The following is a 16,223-nucleotide window of genomic DNA, read 5'->3' as shown; positions in this document are numbered from 1 at the left end:
AGCCGCCCCTCTCGCGTGCCGGACAACCGGACGAAGGGACGGGCCCGAGGAGCCCCTGCGTGGGCGGTGATCGCAGCGCGGGAGGCACTTCCGCGATCTGCCGCCATAATGGCGCCTAGACGTCCGATGTCTGGGCGATGAAGGACAGGGAGGCCGGTCATGGCAGTCACGGACGAGGCGATCGAGAAGATCAAGGGCATGATCGTCTCGGGTGCGCTGCGCCCCGGCGACCGGCTGCCCAAGGAGAGCGAGCTCGCCGCCGAGCTGGGCCTGTCCCGCAACTCTCTGCGCGAGGCGGTGCGCGCCCTGGCGCTGATCCGGATCCTGGACGTGCGGCAGGGCGACGGCACCTACGTGACCAGTCTGGATCCCCAACTGCTCCTGGAGGCGCTGAGTTTCGTCGTCGACTTCCACCGCGACGACACGGTCCTGGAGTTCCTGACCGTGCGCCGCATCCTGGAGCCGGCCGCGACCGCGATGGCCGCCCTGCGCATCAGCGAGCAGCAACTGGACGCGTTGGACGCCCAGTTGGACAAGCTGGGCGCCGAGCCGTCGGTGGAGGAGCTCGTCGCCTGCGACCTGGAGTTCCACCGGGGCATCGTGCAGAGCGCCGGCAACTCGGTGCTGTGCTCCCTCCTCGACGGTCTGTCGGGGCCCACCACCCGGGCGCGGATCTGGCGCGGACTGACCCAGGAGGACGCCGTCGCCGGCACCCTGCGCGAGCACCGGGCGATCCTCGCCGCGCTGCGCGCCCGGGACGCGGAGGCGGCGCGGTCATGGGCGACCGTGCACATCGCGAGCGTCGAGCAGTGGCTGCGGTCCAGCCTGTGAGCGGCTTCGCGAGGGGGGTGTTCGGGCGTGGCGAACGGGGCAGTGATCCGTTCACTCCCCCGTGCAAGGGGGCTGCGGGCGCCCCCGCGGGACGCCGTAAGGTTGGGTGGTCAGGCGAGGGCACGTCGGAAGGAGGCGCTGGGTGATCGAGCTCGAGGGGGTTCCCGAGCTGATCGACCCGGTCATGGTGGCCGCGTTCGAGGGCTGGAACGATGCCGGCGACGCCGCCTCCACCGCGGTCGCGCATCTGGAGAGGGAGTGGAAGGGCGAGGTGTTCGCGGCGCTGGACGCCGAGGACTACTACGACTTCCAGGTGAACCGCCCCACGGTGTTCATGGACGGCGGCGTACGCAAGATCACGTGGCCGACGACGCGGCTGTCGGTGGTGCGGGTCGGCGGCGAGAAGCCGCGTGACCTGGTGCTCGTCCGCGGTATCGAACCGTCCATGCGCTGGCGCTCGTTCTGCAACGAGCTGCTCGGCTTCGCGCACGAGCTGGGCGTGGAGCTGGTGGTCATCCTGGGCGCCCTGCTCGGTGACACCCCGCACACGCGTCCCGTCCCGATCAGCGGTACCACGTCCGACGCGGACCTCGCCCGTCGCATGGACCTGGAGGAGACCAAGTACGAGGGCCCCACGGGCATCGTCGGCGTCCTGCAGGAGGCGTGCACGCACGCGGGCGTGCCGGCGGTGAGCCTCTGGGCGGCCGTACCGCACTACGTGTCGCAGCCGCCCAACCCGAAGGCGACGCTGGCGCTGCTCAACCGCCTGGAGGACCTGATCGACGTGCGCATTCCGCTGGGCGAGCTGCCCGAGGACGCGCGTGCGTGGCAGGTGGGCGTGGACCAACTGGCCGCGGAGGACAGCGAGGTCGCCGAGTACGTCCAGACGCTGGAGGAGGCCCGGGACACCGCGGAGCTGCCGGAGGCCTCGGGCGAGGCGATCGCCCGCGAGTTCGAGCGGTACCTGCGGCGCCGGGACGGCGGCCCGTCCGGCCCGTCCACCGGTCACGCCACCGCGGACGGCGGCGAGGGGCCGCCCTTCCTGCGGGAGAGCCCCGGGGAGCGGACGCGACCGCCGAAGCCGCCCAAGCCGCAGACCGACAGCGCGGACAACACAGACAACGCGGACAGCACAGACGGCGACAACGGCACCGAGGGCCCGAACACTTCGGGCGACGGGGATTCGTCGGAGGACTGAGGGGGGGGGGGGGGCCCCGCCCCCCCCCCCCCCCCCCCACGGTGGCCCCGAACACTGGGGGCGCGGGGTGGGGGGGGGGGGCCGGGGGGGGGGGGGCGCCCCGCGCCCCGCCCCCACTTCAGTTTCTCGCGTCAGTCGTCGCGTGAGACCTTGGGTCAGGCCTCGCGTCGGTCCGCGCTTCAGACCTTGTTGACGGCCACCACGTCGTACTCGGTGTCGGGGGTCGGCTGCTCCACGTCGAAGCGCGCGTTCGGCAGGTAGAGGCGGTCGCCCCAGGCCGCGACCGTCGTCGGGATGCGGAAGCGCGGGTCGGTGATCCGGGCGACGGCGGTACCGCGGGTGCCGGCCGCGTCGAGCCGGAACACGTCGACCGCGTTCTGCGCCTGCTGGACGGCGTAGAGGGTCCTGCCGAGCAGCAGCAGGCCGTCCCCGTTGGGGAGCCGCGCCGAGCCGAGGTCGACCGTGCGGGCGGCTCCGGTGCGAGGGTCGACCCGCATGAGGCTGCCGCCGTTCGCGAACGCGTTGATCACCAGCAGGGCGCTGCCGTCGGGCGTGCGCTCGACGCCGTTGGCGGTGAAGTCGTCGCCCTGGACCCAGTCGCCGCTCAGCGGCACCGTCTCCACGCCCTGTGGGGCGCCGTGCCGGCCGAGGACCACCTTGTACAGCTGCGGCTTGAAGGAGTCGGTGAGCCAGGCGGCCCCCGGCGTGAGGATCACGTCGTTCACGAACGTGCCGCCGGTGGCGTACACCTGCTCGGTCTCGCCCGTGCGGGCGTCGGCGGTGCGGATCTCGCCGCTGTCGCCGCCGGCGAGGAAGAGCCGCTCGTGCCGGTCTGTCTTCAGGCCGACGGTGGGGTGCCCGGCGCCGAGGCCGCGGACGACGACGGAGCCGCGGCCGGTGGCGAGGCTCGCCCGGTACACGTCCCCGTTGGCGAGGGAGCCGAAGTAGGCGAAGGGGCGGGTGCCGATGGCTATGCCCTCGGGCTGGAAGCCGTTGGGCAGCGGGAATCCGGTCGGCCACGCCGCGCCGCGCGTCTCGGCGGCGTGGGCGGTGGTGCCGGAGGCTCCGATCAGGGCCGCGCCGGACACGGCGGCGGCAGTGGTGAGAAGAGTTCTGCGGGACAAGGACCGTTCTGTGGGCGCCACTGTGCGTCCTTCCGCAAGGGGGCCGGCCGGGGCCGGCGTAGCGGTCAGCAATCACTGTCACCCCATCACATGACAGGCGTCTCCTACAGCCCTGACGGCGTTTCACCGAACAAGTGAGAGGGGCGCTTCCTCCTGTCGGCAGGAAGCGCCCCTCTCACAGGTCCGAGGGACTGAGGGACTACAGCGCCACACCCAGCAGTGCGTCCACCGCCCGCGACACCACACCGGGCGCCCCGATGTCCGTGCCGCCCCGCTCCTGCTGGAGCGCGGCCCAGCGGTCGACGGCGGCCAGCGCGGCCGGGGCGTCGAGGTCGTTCGCGAGGGCCTCGCGGATCTCCTCGACGAGTGCCTCCGCGGGCGGGCCGTCGGGACGGGAGACGGCGGCGCGCCAGCGCCCGAGCCGGTCCACGGCGTCCCGGAGCACCTGGTCGGTCCACTCCCAGTCCGCCCGGTAGTGGTGGGCGAGGAGCGTGAGCCGGATCGCGGCGGGGTCGACGCCGTCGCGCCGCAGCCGCGAGACGAAGACGAGGTTGCCCTTGGACTTGGACATCTTCTCGCCGTCCAGGGCGACCATGCCGGCGTGCACGTACGCCTTGGCCATGGGGAACTCGCCGGTGAGGACCTGGGCGTGGGAGGCGCCCATCTCGTGGTGCGGGAAGGCGAGGTCCGAACCGCCGCCCTGTACGTCGAAGCCCATGCCGAGGTGGTCCAGGGCGATGGCCACGCACTCGATGTGCCAGCCGGGCCGGCCGCGGCCGAGCGAGCCGCCGTCCCAGCTCGGTTCGCCCTCGCGGGCCGCCATCCACAGCATCGGGTCGAGGGGGTTCTTCTTGCCGGGCCGCTCGGGGTCGCCGCCCCGCTCGGCGGAGAGCAGCCGCATCGCGGCGGCGTCCAGGTTGGACACCTTGCCGAAGTGGGCGTCGGACTCGACGGAGAAGTAGATGTCGCCTTCGAGTTCGTAGGCGGCGCCCGCCTCGCGCAGGCGCTCGACGAGCGGCACGATGCCGGGTATCGCCTCCACGGCGCCTATGTAGTGCCGGGGCGGGAGCATCCGCAGGGCGGTCATGTCCTCGCGGAAGAGGGCCGTCTCCTTCTCGGCGAGGGCGACCCAGTCGACGCCGTCGCGCTCGGCCCGCTCCAGGAGCGGATCGTCGACGTCGGTGACGTTCTGGACGTAGTGAACCTGCCGCTTGGTGTCGAGCCACACGCGCTGAACGAGGTCGAACGCGTTGTAGGTCGCCGCGTGCCCCATGTGGGTCGCGTCGTACGGCGTGATGCCGCAGACGTAGATACGGGCGACGGGACCGGGGTCGAGGGTGACCAGGCCGCCGGTCGCGGTGTCGTGGATCCTCAGGTCGCGGCCCTGACCAGGCAGGGCGGGGACCTCGGAAGCGGGCCAGGCATGCATGTCATGAGCCTAACCGGAGGGAAGTTCCGCATACGAACCGGAGCACGCCAAGTGACCGGGAAGGCGCTCTTGCACGATTGCCGTTCCCGTGCTGCCAAGGCTCCGGCGCGCGTTGGCCGGCCAGGGCCTGTCCTCCGGATCGGCCGGCTCTGTCGACGGCGCCCGCAGCGCGCCGAGTGCCGCGCGCGGAGATGGAGTGCCCCGCGCGAGGTTGTGGGAGCGGGGGCGTCCAACTGCAAGGCGGAGGAGAGCGTCGACGCCACAGGGCCCCCGCTCAAGCGACGTGGAGAGTGGGGGCCGACGACCGACGACACGCGGCCCGGGCCCGCGCCCCCGCAAGGTCCGGAAGAGAGGTCCTAGACGGGTGGCCAGGGGATCGCCGGCCACTCGCCGCTGGGCTCCGGATGGCGGCCGGACTCCAGCAGCGCGTCGACACGCGCGCGGGTGGCGTCGAGTTCGGCGGGGGTGACGAGGGCGGTCAGGGTGGCCGTCAGCTCGCCGCCCGGCTCCAGGGCGCCCCGGAGGCCCTGGAGGACCTCGACGGCCTCTCCGGTGAGGGACTCCCCCGCCCAGCCCCACAGGAGGGTGCGCAGCTTGTTGTCGACGTTGAAGGTGACGCCGTGGTCGATGCCGTAGAGCTGTCCGTCGCCGGTCGTCAGGAGGTGGCCGCCCTTGCGGTCGGCGTTGTTGATGACCGCGTCGAGGACGGCGAGCCGCCGCAGCCGCTCGTCGTCGGCGTGCACGAGGAGAGCCGTCTGCCCCTCGCCGACCTCGGCGAAGCCGATCGCCTTCCAGCCGGGCTCCGGCTCCTCCCCCTCGACGAGGGCGAGCAGCCCATCCCCCGGGGACGCCTCGATCCACAGCTGGCACATGCCCTCGCCGTACGGCCCCTCCCGCAGCACGGTGGGCGGTACGAGACCCCAGCCGGTCGCCTCGGAGACGGCGTACGCGGCGACCTCGCGCTGGGCGAGGGTGCCGTCGGGGAAGTCCCACAGGGGTCTCTCGCCGGCGACGGGCTTGTAGACGCAGGTCGCCTCACGGCCCGCGTGGGCGACGGTGCAGTACAGGGCCGCGTTGGAGGCGTCACGAATGCGTCCGCGCACGGTCAGCTCGCCCTGCGCGAGCAGCTCGGCGAAGGACGGGTCGGCGGTCGTCACGCCCCGCGGCGGTATCCGTTCTGGCGCGGACATACGTGTCCTTCCGGGTCGAGCGGCAGACTGCACAGCGGGCAGGGCGGCCGGCCGGCGTTGACGACGTCGAGGGCTCTCTTGGCGAAGGCTCTCGCCTGGGCGCCGGTGAGGCGGACCCGCAGCATCGGTGGCCCGTTCTCCTCGTCCTGGAGCAGCCGCTCCTCGGCCTCGGCGAGATCCTCCTCGGAGTCGGCGTCGAGCTCCACGAGGGCCTGCGCCTCGACGATCATGCGCTGCTCCTCGCCGTCCCAGGCGAGGGCCATGGTGCCGACCCGGAACTCCTCCTCGATCGGCGTCTCGAGCGGGGCGCTGTCGGCGATCTCACTGGGTGCCATGGCCGGCACGGCGGCGTTTCCGCCGCTGCGGCGCACGACCTCGTCCAGCAGCTCGTCCATGCGCTCGGCGAGCGCGGCGACCTGGGTCTTCTCCAGGGCCACACTGGTCACTCGGGAGCCGGCGGTGGCCTGGAGGAAGAAGGTACGGCGCCCGGGCAGTCCGACCGTACCGGCCACGAAGCGGTCCGGGGGGTCGTAGAGGAACACCTGACGGGACACGTCCTGTCTCCCTGGTAATCGTGGGTACGTGAACGTCCATGCGTGAACGCGCGTGATGCGGACCGCTTCACCCTACTGCGGCCGACGATCACGGTGCGCCCGCACCGCCCCCGACCGTGGCCTCCTCGCTCGGCGGCTCCTCGCGCGGCACGAGGGAGGCGAAGTCACCGGTGTCGCCGAGGCGCACCAGAAAGGGCCGCAGACGCGTGTAACGGATCGCGGTGATGGAACACGGTTCGACGGAGATCCGCTGGAAGAGGTCGAGATGGAGCCCGAGCGCGTCCGCCACGAGGGACTTGATGATGTCGCCGTGCGAGCACATGAGGTAGACGGCGTCGGGTCCGTGGTCGCGCTCCACGCGCGCGTTCCACTCGCGCACCGCCTCGGCGGCGCGGGTCTGCATGGCCCGCATCGACTCACCGCCGGGGAAGGCGGCCGCGGAGGGGTGCGCCTGGACGACCTCCATCAGCGGTTCGTCCTTCAGCTCGGCGAGCTTGCGTCCGGACCAGTCGCCGTAGTCGCACTCCCCGATCCGCTCGTCGGTGTGCACAGGCAGCCCGGGGCGGGAGTCGAGGAGCGGCCGGACCGTCTCCTGGCAGCGTTGCAGGGGGCTGAGGACGACCTCGGCGATCGGCAGTCCGGCGAGCCGCCCGGGCAGCGCGGCGGCCTGCTCGGTGCCGCGCTCGTCGAGGGCGACGCCGGGCGTCCGGCCGGCGAGCACTCCGGAGGTGTTGGCGGTGGAACGTCCGTGCCGGACGAGGATCAGCGTGGGCATGCCGCCCAGGGTAGGCGTACGCCCGGAAACACAGGTGAACGGCCGAAGGGAGAATGGGCTCCGTGATCGTCGACTGCGCCATCTACCGTGACGGGCATCGTACGGAGGGCCCGCAGGACTTCTCCGACGCGCTGGACGAGGCGCGGGCCGCGGGCGGCTTCGTCTGGATCGGGCTGCACGAGCCCAGCGAGAAGGAGTTCGACCACGTCACGCAGGAGTTCGCGCTGCATCCGCTGGCGGTCGAGGACGCCCTGAAGGCCCACCAGCGGCCCAAGCTGGAGGTCTACGACGACTCGCTGTTCCTGGTGCTGAAGCCGGTGGTGTACGAGCCGGCGAGCGACACGGTCTCCTCCGGGGAGGTCATGGTCTTCCTCGGTGACTCCTTCGTGGTGACCGTCCGGCACGGCGAGGGTTCACCGCTGGCGGCGGTTCGGCGCCGTCTGGAGGAGGAGCCGGAGATGCTCGCGAAGGGGCCCACCTCCGTGGTCTACGCGATCGCCGACGCGACCGTCGACCACTACCTGGACGTGGCGACCGAACTGCAGACCGACCTGGAGGAGCTGGAGGCGGAGGTGTTCTCGCCGGACGGCGGCGGCTCGCGGCACACCGCGTCCAGGATCTACACGTTCAAGCGGCAGGTCCTGGAGTTCCGCCGGTCGACCGGCCCGCTGGCGCCGCCGCTGTCCAAGCTCGCCGGCACCGGAGCGTTCGGCTCGCCGCTGCCCTTCGTGAACGACAAGGCGCGGCCCTTCTTCCGGGACGTCAGCGACCACCTCGCGCGCGTGAACGAGTCCGTGGAGGGCCTGGACCGGCTCGTGTCGGACATCCTGTCGGCGCATCTGGCGCAGATGAGCGTCCGGCAGAACGACGACATGCGGAAGATCTCCGCGTGGGCGGCCATGGCGGCGATCCCCACGATGATCGCGGGGATCTACGGCATGAACTTCCAACACATGCCGGAGCTGCGCTGGACGTGGTCGTATCCGGCCGTGATCGCGCTCATGGCCGCCCTGGTGGCGTCGCTGTACCGGATGTTCAAGCGGCGGGGGTGGCTCTAGGTGTATTGACCCGCAGGGTTGTTCACACGGGTGACGGGTAGCCCGGGGTCAGGCGAATTCGGGGGCGGTGGTGGCCGGTCCGCCCAGGGCGTCGCGGTGTTCGGGCATCTTCAGGGAGACCATCCGGCGCCAGCCCGCGCACCGCTCCCACGCGTACACGGTGTGGATGCCGGCCGCGAGGAGGGCCGCTCTGGGGCGGGACCAGCCGAGGATGCGGCCCATGTGGGACATGACGGCGAGGCTGACGTCACGGTAGACGCGGATCTCGGCGAGCGCGGTCTCGCGCAGTGTCCGCTGGATGGCCCGGCCGTGCCCGGCGCGCGCGAAGCGCAGCAACTCCTCGTGGCAGTAGGCGAGATGGTTGTCCTCGTCGTGGGAGATCATCTTCACGGCGCGGCCGAGGTCGGGGTGGTCGGCGAAGTGCCTGCGCAGCAGTCGCATCTGCTCGGAGGCGCGCTGCTCGGTGACCCGGCTGTGGGCGAGGTAGGTGACGATGTCCTGCGCGGTGAGCGGCTGGTCGGCCCTGAGCTTGTCGTGGGCGAGTCCGATGCCGTTCTGCTCCAGGAGCATCGTGTAGTCGGTGTCGCAAGGAACGGGGACGGGTTCGAGGCCGCGCTTCTTCATCAGGGCGTTGAAGATCCGCCCGTGTTTGTCCTCGTCGGCGCCGTGCCGGGTGATCTTGGGGGCGAGTGGGCGCTCGCTCTGCGGGACGAGTGCCGCGATCCGGGCGTTCTCCCAGCCGCCCTGGGACTCGCCGCTGGCGGCGATGGAGCAGAACAGTGCGAACGACTCGTCGTTGTCGACGATCTCCTGGAACAGACTCCTGGCCGAAAGCATCGTGAGGCACCTCTCTGCATCCCGCGGGATTCCGCGGGATCCCGCACAGAACGAGTCAAATGCGGTGGGAAGTGTGCTGCAACAGCTGTGTCGGACAACTCGGCCGAACGGATGAGCACCGCAGTCGCGTCGGCGGCGTAACCGCGCGCGTGCGGGCGCGTTGTTCTCCGTGACGGCCGTGGCGGGGAAGACCCCCGAGCCCCCACCACGGCCGCTGAAATCCCTCTCTCCTCACGCCGGGACGGCGACGGTCCGTCACGCCAGGCCGGCGAGCTCCAGGGCCTCGGCGCCGGCCCGCAGCGAGGCGAGGCGCTCGTCGAGGGTGAAGCCGGCGGGGGCAAGACTCAGGGTCGTGACCCCGGCCGCCGCGTACTGCCGCATCCGGTCCGCGATGCGGTCGACGGAGCCGAGCAGCGTCGTCCGGTCGATCAGCTCGTGCGGGATCGCGGCCGCGGCGCCCTGCTTGTCGCCGGACAGGTACTTGTCCTGGATCTCGGCGGCCTCCCTCTCGTATCCCATGCGCCGGGCGAGCTGGTTGTAGAAGTTCTGCTTGCTGCTGCCCATGCCGCCGACGTACAGCGCGGTGTAGGGGCGGAAGGTGTCGGCGAGCTGCTCGACGTCCTTGTCGGCACCGACGGCCAGCGGCAGCGTCGGGCAGACGTCGAAGCCGTCCAGCGTCTTGCCGGCCTTCTCGCGCCCGGCGCGCAGGTGCTTGATCGCGGTGTCCTCGAGGTGGTCGGCGGACGGGAAGATCAGCAGGGCGCCGTCGGCGATCTCGCCGGTCTGCTCCAGGTTCTTGGGTCCGATGGCGGCGATGTACAGCGGGATGTGCTCGCGCTGCGGGTGCACGGTCAGCTTGATCGGCTTGCCCGGACCGCCCGGCAGCGGCAGCGTCCAGTGCTCGCCCTCGTACGACAGCCGCTCCCGGGTCATCGCCTTGCGGACGATCTCCACGTACTCACGGGTGCGGGACAGCGGCTTGTCGAACTTGACGCCGTACCAGCCCTCGGAGACCTGCGGGCCGGAGACGCCGAGGCCGAGGCGGAAACGGCCGCCGGAGAGGGAGTCGAGGGTGGCGGCGGTCATCGCGGTCATCGCGGGCTGGCGTGCCGGGATCTGGAAGATGGCGGAGCCGACGTCGATGCGCTCGGTCTGGGCGGCGACCCACGAGAGCACGGTGGCCGCGTCCGAGCCGTAGGCCTCGGCGGCCCAGCACACGGCGTATCCGAGCCGGTCGGCCTCCTGGGCCACGGCCAGGTTGTCCCCGTCCATTCCGGCACCCCAGTAGCCGAGGTTGATCCCGAGCTGCATGGCCGATTCCCCTTACTGATCAGTAACGACGCTGTCGCCCCGACCATAGCGCGGGGTCCCTCGGCCGGGGAGGGCGGTGTGGTGGGCGTCGCGCGGATCGGGGCGGGGTGTGCGACCTGCGGGGAACCGGACTCGGGCGGGCCGGGAAGCGAGGGTGACGCGCGGAGATTCGGTTGTCCACAGGCAACCCACGGCCCAGTTCTGGCCAGTAATCTCGGCGTTCATGGAGCAGAGGCATCTCGGCCGCACCGGCCTGCGTGTGTCCCGCATCGGGCTCGGCACCCTGACCTGGGGCCGTGACACCGACGAGCACGACGCCGCGGACCTCTTGAAGACGTTCTGGGAGGCGGGCGGCACCCTCGTCGACACGGCGGACGTGTACGGCGACGGGGAGGCCGAGTACCTGCTGGGGCGGCTCATAGACGGTCTGGTTCCGCGCCGGGACCTGATCATCTCGACGAAGGCGGGGAGTGTGCCCGACCCGGACCGCCGCTTCGACGGCTCCCGCGGGCATCTCCTCGCCGCCCTCGACGCCTCGCTCACCCGGCTCGGCACGGACCATGTCGACGTGTGGCACGTGCACGCCTTCGATCCGGACACCCCGCTGGAGGAGACCCTCCAGGCCCTCGACATCGCGGTCGCCAGCGGCCGCGCCCGCTACGCCGGCGTCTCCAACTTCTGCGGCTGGCAGCTCGCCAAGGCCGCCACCTGGCAGCTCGCCGCGCCGGGCACGCGCACGCGGCTGGCCAGTACGCAGATGGAGTACTCGCTGCTGCAGCGGGGCGTGGAGCGCGAGGTGCTGCCGGCCGCGCTGGACCTGGGCATCGGTCTGCTGCCCTCCTCCCCGCTGGGCCGGGGCGTCCTCACCGGCAAGTACCGGGGCGACGCCCTGCCCCCGGACTCCCGGGCCGCCTCCGAGCACTTCGCGCGCTTCGTCGAGCCGTACCTCGACGACACCGCGAGCCGCATCGTGGACGCGGTGACGACCGCGGCGGACGGGCTCGCGGTGACTGCGCTCCAGGTCGCCCTCGCCTGGGTCCGCGACCGGCCCGGCGTGACCGCCCCGATCGTCGGCGCGCGTACCGCGCAGCAGCTCACGGCGGCATTGTCAGTGGAGGCCCTTAGTCTTCCTGACGAGATCTGCCGGGCGCTCGACGACGTGTCGGCGCCCGTGCACCGCTATCCCGATCACGACTGGAGCACCCTGTGAGCACGGAGCCGGAGACCACGGAGACCCCCACCCCGGGGACACCGGACCCCGCCTCCCCGACCGACACCACCCCGGCGTCGAAGCCTGCGGCGGGCTCGGGGGCCGCGGAGGACTCGGGGGGTGCCGCGGGTTCGGCGGCTGCGGCGCGATCGGAGGCTGCGCCGGACTCGGGGGGCGCCGAGGGCTCGGCAGCTACGGCGGGCTCGGAGGCCGCTGACGGCTCGGGGACCGTGGCGGGCTCGGAGGCTGCGCCGGACTCGGGGGACGCTGAGGGATCGGAGGCCGTGGCGGGCTCGGAGACCGCTGACGGCTCGGAGGCCGCGGCGGGCTCGGAGGCTGCCGCGGGGTCCGAAGAGGCGGGTTCCGCGGGCGGCGGCGGGGGTGAGGGTGCCGGGCAGCTCAGTGAGGCGCAGGCCGAGCTCGCCGCTCAGCGGCTGGAGCGGGAGCGGATCGAGCGGCGCAAGGCCGAGAAGAAGGCGCCCGTCGAGGCGGGGGCCAAGCTCAGCGGGAAGGCCGCCGACCTGCTCGCGGCCGTCCGGGCCGTGGAGGGCGGCCAGAAGCCCCCGGCAACGGTCTTCGCCGAGCCGGAGCCCACCCCGCGCCGCCCGGCCCCGGAGCCGGAGCCCGTTCGACGCCCGCAGCCGGTGGCCGCCGGGTCCACCGTCGCGCCGGGCCCGGCCCCGGAGACCGTCGACGCCGTACGGCGCGTGCTGACCGGCGGCGGCGCGCCCGAGGCACTGGCACCGCAGGTCGCCGCCGTGCTCGGTGAGGGCGCCGAGGACGTCCTGGCCGAGGACCCCTGGCAGCTGCTGCGCGTCCCCGGCGTGCGCCCCGAGCAGGCCGACGGCTTCGCGCGGGCGCTGCTGGGCGCGGAATGCGCCCCGGACGACGAGCGGCGGGGCCGCGCGGTGACGGTGTGGCTGCTGGAGCAGGCGGCCCTGGCCGGACACACGGCCCTGGAGCTGCCGACGCTGACGGCCGCGCTGGCCCAGCGGGGCGTGCCGGACGCGGACGCGGCCGTGCAGAGCACGCTGGCGGAGGGCGAGGCCCTCGTCTTCCAGGACGCCTTGGAGGAGCCCGGCGCCCCGGCCACGGCGAGCGGCGCCGGACAGTCCGAGGAGGACGACGAGGAGGCCGAGCGCCCGGTCCGGGTCCTGGTCGGTCTGGAGCGGTACGCGCTCGCGGAGGAGAGCCTCGCCGACGGACTGGCCCGGGTGGTCAACTCCCTGGTCAAGGACACCTCTTCGCAGTGGGAGTCGGCCGCGGCCCGGGCCTCCGGCAGCGCGGCCGAGCTGATCCGCGCGGTCGCGGGGCACGGTCTGGTGCTGCACACCGGAGGCGAGACCGCTCGCGCCGAAACGGCGGCCCTGCTCATCGCCGCACGCGCCCTCGGCCTGCGCGCCGTCGCCGCCTGCCACACACCGGACGGACGGAGTCGGCTCACGGCACTGCCGGCCGTGGCGGACGAGGGGGAGGGTGCCGTCGTCACCCTCCCCGGTCTCCTGTCCGGAGCCGAGGGCCCGGGCCGGGACACCGACGGCGCGCTGGACCTCGACCTGCTGATCGTGCTGGACGCGCCGCAACTCGACGTGGAGACCGCCGCGATGGTGGTGGAGTCGCTCCCGGACGGAGCCCGGCTGGTGCTGAGCGGTGACCCGGCGCTGCTGTGGTCGGCGGGCCCCGGCCGTGTCTTCGCCGACCTGCTCGCCGCACGCGTGTGCCCGCAGGTCGCCTCGCGCACGCCGGATCCCGGGCCGCTGGGCGAGCTGGTCTCCGGGGTCGGCATCGGTGAGCTGAACCAGGTGGACGCGCCCGGCAAGGAGATCGTGATCGTGCCGGTGCGGGACGCGGGCGAGGCCGTGCACAGGACTGTGCAGCTCGTCGCGGACTCCGTGCCGCGGGCCTTCGGCATCGCCCCCGAGCAGACGGTGGTGATCACTCCGGGTCACGGCGGCGCGGCCGGCACCCGCGCGCTGAACGCCGCTCTCAAGGAGCGCCTCAACCCCGGCCCCGGTCGCTTCGGCGGCTTCGACCCCGGCGACCGCATCGCCTACTCCCCCGCCCCGGGCCGTACGGTGCCGGGCCGGGTGGTGACGGCCGACGCGGAGGGGCTGCACCTGTCCTGCGCGGGCGCCTCCGTGGTCGTACCGCGCGAGCGGGTGGAGCAGAGCGTGCGGCACGGCTGGGCGCTGACCGCGCATCAGGCGGTGGGCGGCCGGTGGCCCGCGGCGGTCGTGGTGCTGCCCGGAGACGCCGCGCAGGCCCTCTCCCGCCCGTGGGTCTACACGGCTTTCGGCCGGGCGGAGCGCCATCTGTCCGTGGTCCACGGCGTCGAGCAGGCGCTGCCGAGAGCGGTCGCCGAGGTCCCGGCGAAACCCCGGACGACCCGGCTGCCCGTCCTGCTGCGCACCCAGGTGCCGACGGCGGGCTGACGGACGGGAGAACGGGGACGGCGGCGGTGGCGAAGGGCTCCCCTCCGTCACCGCCGCCGTCAGGACGGGCGGGCCCGGGCTACCGATCCACGCGTTTCAGGTCCACCGGCTCCAGGTCCTCGTCCTCGTCGAGGTCGGCGTCGAGATCGGCGTCGAGATCGGCGTCGAGATCGTCCTCCACGTCGCCCTCCCCGTCCTCGACGTCCTCCATGTCGTCGATGTCCTCGATGTCGTCGTCGAACACCGAGCTGACGTCGAAGCGGCAGACCACCTGCTGCGGGTCGGGCTGCTCGAAGGGCGTCTCCAGCCAGTCGCCCGGATCGGCCGGTTCGTCGGCGGCCAGGACCCACAACGTGGAGTCGCCCTCCTCCAGGCCGAACTCCTTGTGCCGGGAGGCGATCTCGTCCGGTTCGAACTCGCCGAACAGCAGGCCCAGGGCGCCGTGGATCGTGCCGGAGGCCTCCGCGTCCACGCCGTCCTCGAACTCCGCCGCCTCGACCCGCTGGGCCTGCGCCAGCAGGCGCTGCGGCTCCACCACGGCGTAGTCGCGGCGGATCAGCACACTCAGCGCGTTGGGTTCCTCGGGGCCCGCGTACGGCGGCAGCGACTCCTCAGCGCCGGGAATCTCGAAGGGGGTGACCTCGTCGTAGCGGTCGTAGAGCAGTTCGTCGTACGCCTCCGCGGCCGCGGCCAGCTGGTTGAACGCCTCGTAGACGGCCGGGTCGTCCTCCCCCGTCCTGCGTTCGACCGCGGCCAGGTGGCGGTCGAGCGCGGTCTTGACCGCCTCGGCGGCGGCGCGTACCTCGGCAGCGGTGGGCTGCGCAGCATCAGACATAGTGCAGACGCTATCCGTACCGGGCCCCAGCCCGCACAATAGATGCGATGCCGGAATACGAATTTGTCGACGTGTACGTACCGCGCGGGGTCTCCCGCAAGGAGGCGACACGTCTGCTGACGGACCATGCCGAGTACGGACACTGGGAGTTGCATCGCCTGAGTCTGCTGCGCGACGGCAGCCGCAGAGTGCGGTTGCGGCGGCGGATCATCCGCCAGGTGCGCGCCACGTGGTGAGCTGAGACAGCGGACAGAGAGTGGGCCCCGCCGGGACGGGGCCCACTCCGCTCTGTGCGGCGCCGGGGAGGTTTCGCCGCACTGTGCTCACATACGCCCTCTTTCAAGGGACTTGGCGGTAAGGGACTTGGTCCTTTCGCCGACTACGCCGAGGTCCGCGCCCTGCGGTAGAGCACGGCTCCCGCGAGCAGCGCTCCCGCCCCGGCCGAGAGGGTGACACCCATCGGCAGCTCGCTGCCCGTGTGCGCGAGCTGGGCGGTGGTGGCCCGGACGGGCTGGCGGGCGGTCGAGGCACCGGCCGGCGTCACGTGGTCCGCGGTGGACGAACCACCCTGGGACCGGGACGGGCCGGAGTCGTCCGGCGTGCCGGGGCCCTGGTTGCCGGGCCGTCCCGGCGTCTGGTCGCCGCCCGGGGTCGTGCCGGGCCGCGTCGCGGGGCCACTGTCGTTGGCGCAGTCGTTGCCGGCCGCCGGGTTGAGGACGCCGCCGACGTCGACGCTGTTGCCGCAGACGTTCACCGGCACGTGGACCGGCACCTCGACGTGGTTGCCCGAGGCGACACCGGGCGAACCGACGGTGGACCCGCCCGCGTGCGCGCCCCCGGAGCTTCCGTGCGCACCGGAGCCGCCGTGTCCGCCGCCGGTGCCCTCCTGGTCGCCGTATCCGCCGCCGGAGCCCTCGTCGTCCCCGTATCCACCACCGGGGCCGTCCTCGTCGCCGTATCCGCCCGGGGCGCCGCCGTTACCGCTGTGGTTGGCGCAGGTGTTGCCCACCGCCGGGTTGAGGATGCCGATGACGTCGACGGTGTTGCCGCAGACGTTCACCGGGACGTCCACCGGCGCCTGCACCGTGTTGCCGGACAGGACGCCCGGGGAGTGTGAGGCGGACCCGCTCGCGCCGGACGCGGCGTGGGCGTAACCGCCGGCGGCTGCGATCACCCCGGTGGCCGCGGCCACGGTCATGAGGCTTTTGCGGGTGACGTGTCGCATTACTGAATCCCTGCTTTCGATTCTCGTCCCGAACCCTCGCACGATGCCGGCTTCCGGAGTCGTGCGAGTCTTCGCTTTCTTCGGCTTTTCCTTCGACTTCTTTGCGCGGCCTTCCGGCTCTGCGCGAAAAGACCGGTCGGGCCCCCCGGCCCCGGCCCCCCCCCCCCGGCCCCCCCCCGGGGGGCCCCCCCCCCCCGCGGCCCGAACCCCAGAT

Annotated in this window: 15 protein-coding genes; 6 read left to right on the top strand and 9 right to left on the bottom strand. The window is 72.8% G+C overall.

Annotated elements, in window-relative coordinates; all coding sequences use genetic code 11:
• The first annotated feature begins 159 nt into the window (after positions 1-159).
• Both ACPT94_RS25855 and ACPT94_RS25850 read left to right on the top strand, forming a co-directional pair.
• Complete coding sequence (locus ACPT94_RS25855) at positions 160-831, top strand: FadR/GntR family transcriptional regulator (protein WP_360348348.1); 672 nt, start codon at positions 160-162, stop codon at positions 829-831.
• A gap of 142 nt (positions 832-973) precedes the next feature.
• A complete protein-coding gene (locus ACPT94_RS25850; protein WP_360348352.1) occupies positions 974-2,029 on the top strand; it encodes a PAC2 family protein in 1,056 nt (351 codons plus the stop codon).
• 179 nt (positions 2,030-2,208) lie between these two features.
• On the opposite strand, the gene ACPT94_RS25845 is transcribed toward ACPT94_RS25850, so the two are convergent.
• The 5 genes from ACPT94_RS25845 to ACPT94_RS25825 form a co-directional block, all read right to left on the bottom strand.
• Positions 2,209-3,174 (bottom strand): SMP-30/gluconolactonase/LRE family protein, encoded by a 966-nt coding sequence (locus ACPT94_RS25845; protein WP_425246921.1) that lies wholly within the window; start codon positions 3,172-3,174, stop codon positions 2,209-2,211.
• A 178-nt stretch (positions 3,175-3,352) separates the two neighbouring features.
• Positions 3,353-4,582: a cysteine--1-D-myo-inosityl 2-amino-2-deoxy-alpha-D-glucopyranoside ligase gene (mshC, locus tag ACPT94_RS25840; protein ID WP_360348358.1), complete on the bottom strand. Its 1,230-nt coding sequence runs from the start codon at positions 4,580-4,582 to the stop codon at positions 3,353-3,355.
• A 356-nt stretch (positions 4,583-4,938) separates the two neighbouring features.
• Positions 4,939-5,772 (bottom strand): SCO1664 family protein, encoded by an 834-nt coding sequence (locus ACPT94_RS25835; RefSeq protein ID WP_425246920.1) that lies wholly within the window; start codon positions 5,770-5,772, stop codon positions 4,939-4,941.
• Entirely contained in the window at positions 5,736-6,326 is a 591-nt protein-coding gene (locus ACPT94_RS25830; RefSeq protein ID WP_360348364.1) for a DUF3090 domain-containing protein, read from the bottom strand. Before ACPT94_RS25830 ends, ACPT94_RS25835 begins: the two co-directional genes overlap by 37 nt.
• Before the next feature lie 88 nt (positions 6,327-6,414).
• A complete protein-coding gene (locus ACPT94_RS25825; protein WP_425246919.1) occupies positions 6,415-7,101 on the bottom strand; it encodes a histidine phosphatase family protein in 687 nt (228 codons plus the stop codon).
• 62 nt (positions 7,102-7,163) lie between these two features.
• Between ACPT94_RS25825 and corA the strand changes: the two genes are divergently transcribed.
• Positions 7,164-8,159 (top strand): magnesium/cobalt transporter CorA, encoded by a 996-nt coding sequence (gene corA / locus ACPT94_RS25820; RefSeq protein ID WP_425246918.1) that lies wholly within the window; start codon positions 7,164-7,166, stop codon positions 8,157-8,159.
• 48 nt (positions 8,160-8,207) lie between these two features.
• Here the strand turns inward: corA and ACPT94_RS25815 are convergent, their stop codons facing one another.
• Positions 8,208-8,996: a ferritin-like domain-containing protein gene (locus ACPT94_RS25815; RefSeq protein ID WP_360348373.1), complete on the bottom strand. Its 789-nt coding sequence runs from the start codon at positions 8,994-8,996 to the stop codon at positions 8,208-8,210.
• 255 nt (positions 8,997-9,251) lie between these two features.
• Entirely contained in the window at positions 9,252-10,307 is a 1,056-nt protein-coding gene (locus tag ACPT94_RS25810) for an LLM class F420-dependent oxidoreductase (RefSeq protein ID WP_360348375.1), read from the bottom strand.
• 223 nt (positions 10,308-10,530) lie between these two features.
• Between ACPT94_RS25810 and ACPT94_RS25805 the strand changes: the two genes are divergently transcribed.
• Both ACPT94_RS25805 and ACPT94_RS25800 read left to right on the top strand, forming a co-directional pair.
• A complete protein-coding gene (locus ACPT94_RS25805) occupies positions 10,531-11,517 on the top strand; it encodes an aldo/keto reductase (protein WP_360348378.1) in 987 nt (328 codons plus the stop codon).
• Positions 11,514-13,949, top strand: coding sequence for a helix-hairpin-helix domain-containing protein (locus ACPT94_RS25800; protein WP_425246917.1), 2,436 nt, complete (start codon positions 11,514-11,516; stop codon positions 13,947-13,949). The genes ACPT94_RS25805 and ACPT94_RS25800 overlap by 4 nt, the downstream gene beginning before the upstream one ends.
• Positions 13,950-14,028: 79 nt before the next feature.
• On the opposite strand, the gene ACPT94_RS25795 is transcribed toward ACPT94_RS25800, so the two are convergent.
• The gene (locus ACPT94_RS25795) at positions 14,029-14,784 is read right to left on the bottom strand and encodes a hypothetical protein (protein ID WP_425246916.1); all 756 of its coding nucleotides are present in this window, start codon (positions 14,782-14,784) and stop codon (positions 14,029-14,031) included.
• A 47-nt stretch (positions 14,785-14,831) separates the two neighbouring features.
• On the opposite strand from ACPT94_RS25795, the gene ACPT94_RS25790 reads away from it, so the two are divergent.
• Complete coding sequence (locus tag ACPT94_RS25790; RefSeq protein WP_141309218.1) at positions 14,832-15,020, top strand: DUF5703 family protein; 189 nt, start codon at positions 14,832-14,834, stop codon at positions 15,018-15,020.
• 143 nt (positions 15,021-15,163) lie between these two features.
• On the opposite strand, the gene ACPT94_RS25785 is transcribed toward ACPT94_RS25790, so the two are convergent.
• On the bottom strand, positions 15,164-16,009 hold the full coding sequence (locus tag ACPT94_RS25785) for a chaplin (RefSeq protein WP_360348388.1): 846 nt from the start codon (positions 16,007-16,009) through the stop codon (positions 15,164-15,166).
• Between the last annotated feature and the right edge of the window lie 214 nt (positions 16,010-16,223).

The organism is Streptomyces aurantiaciflavus (assembly GCF_049808595.1).
GTDB lineage: Bacteria > Actinomycetota > Actinomycetes > Streptomycetales > Streptomycetaceae > Streptomyces.
The sequence above is the reverse complement of the archived record's forward strand: the minus strand, read 5'-3'. Positions and strand labels throughout refer to the sequence as shown.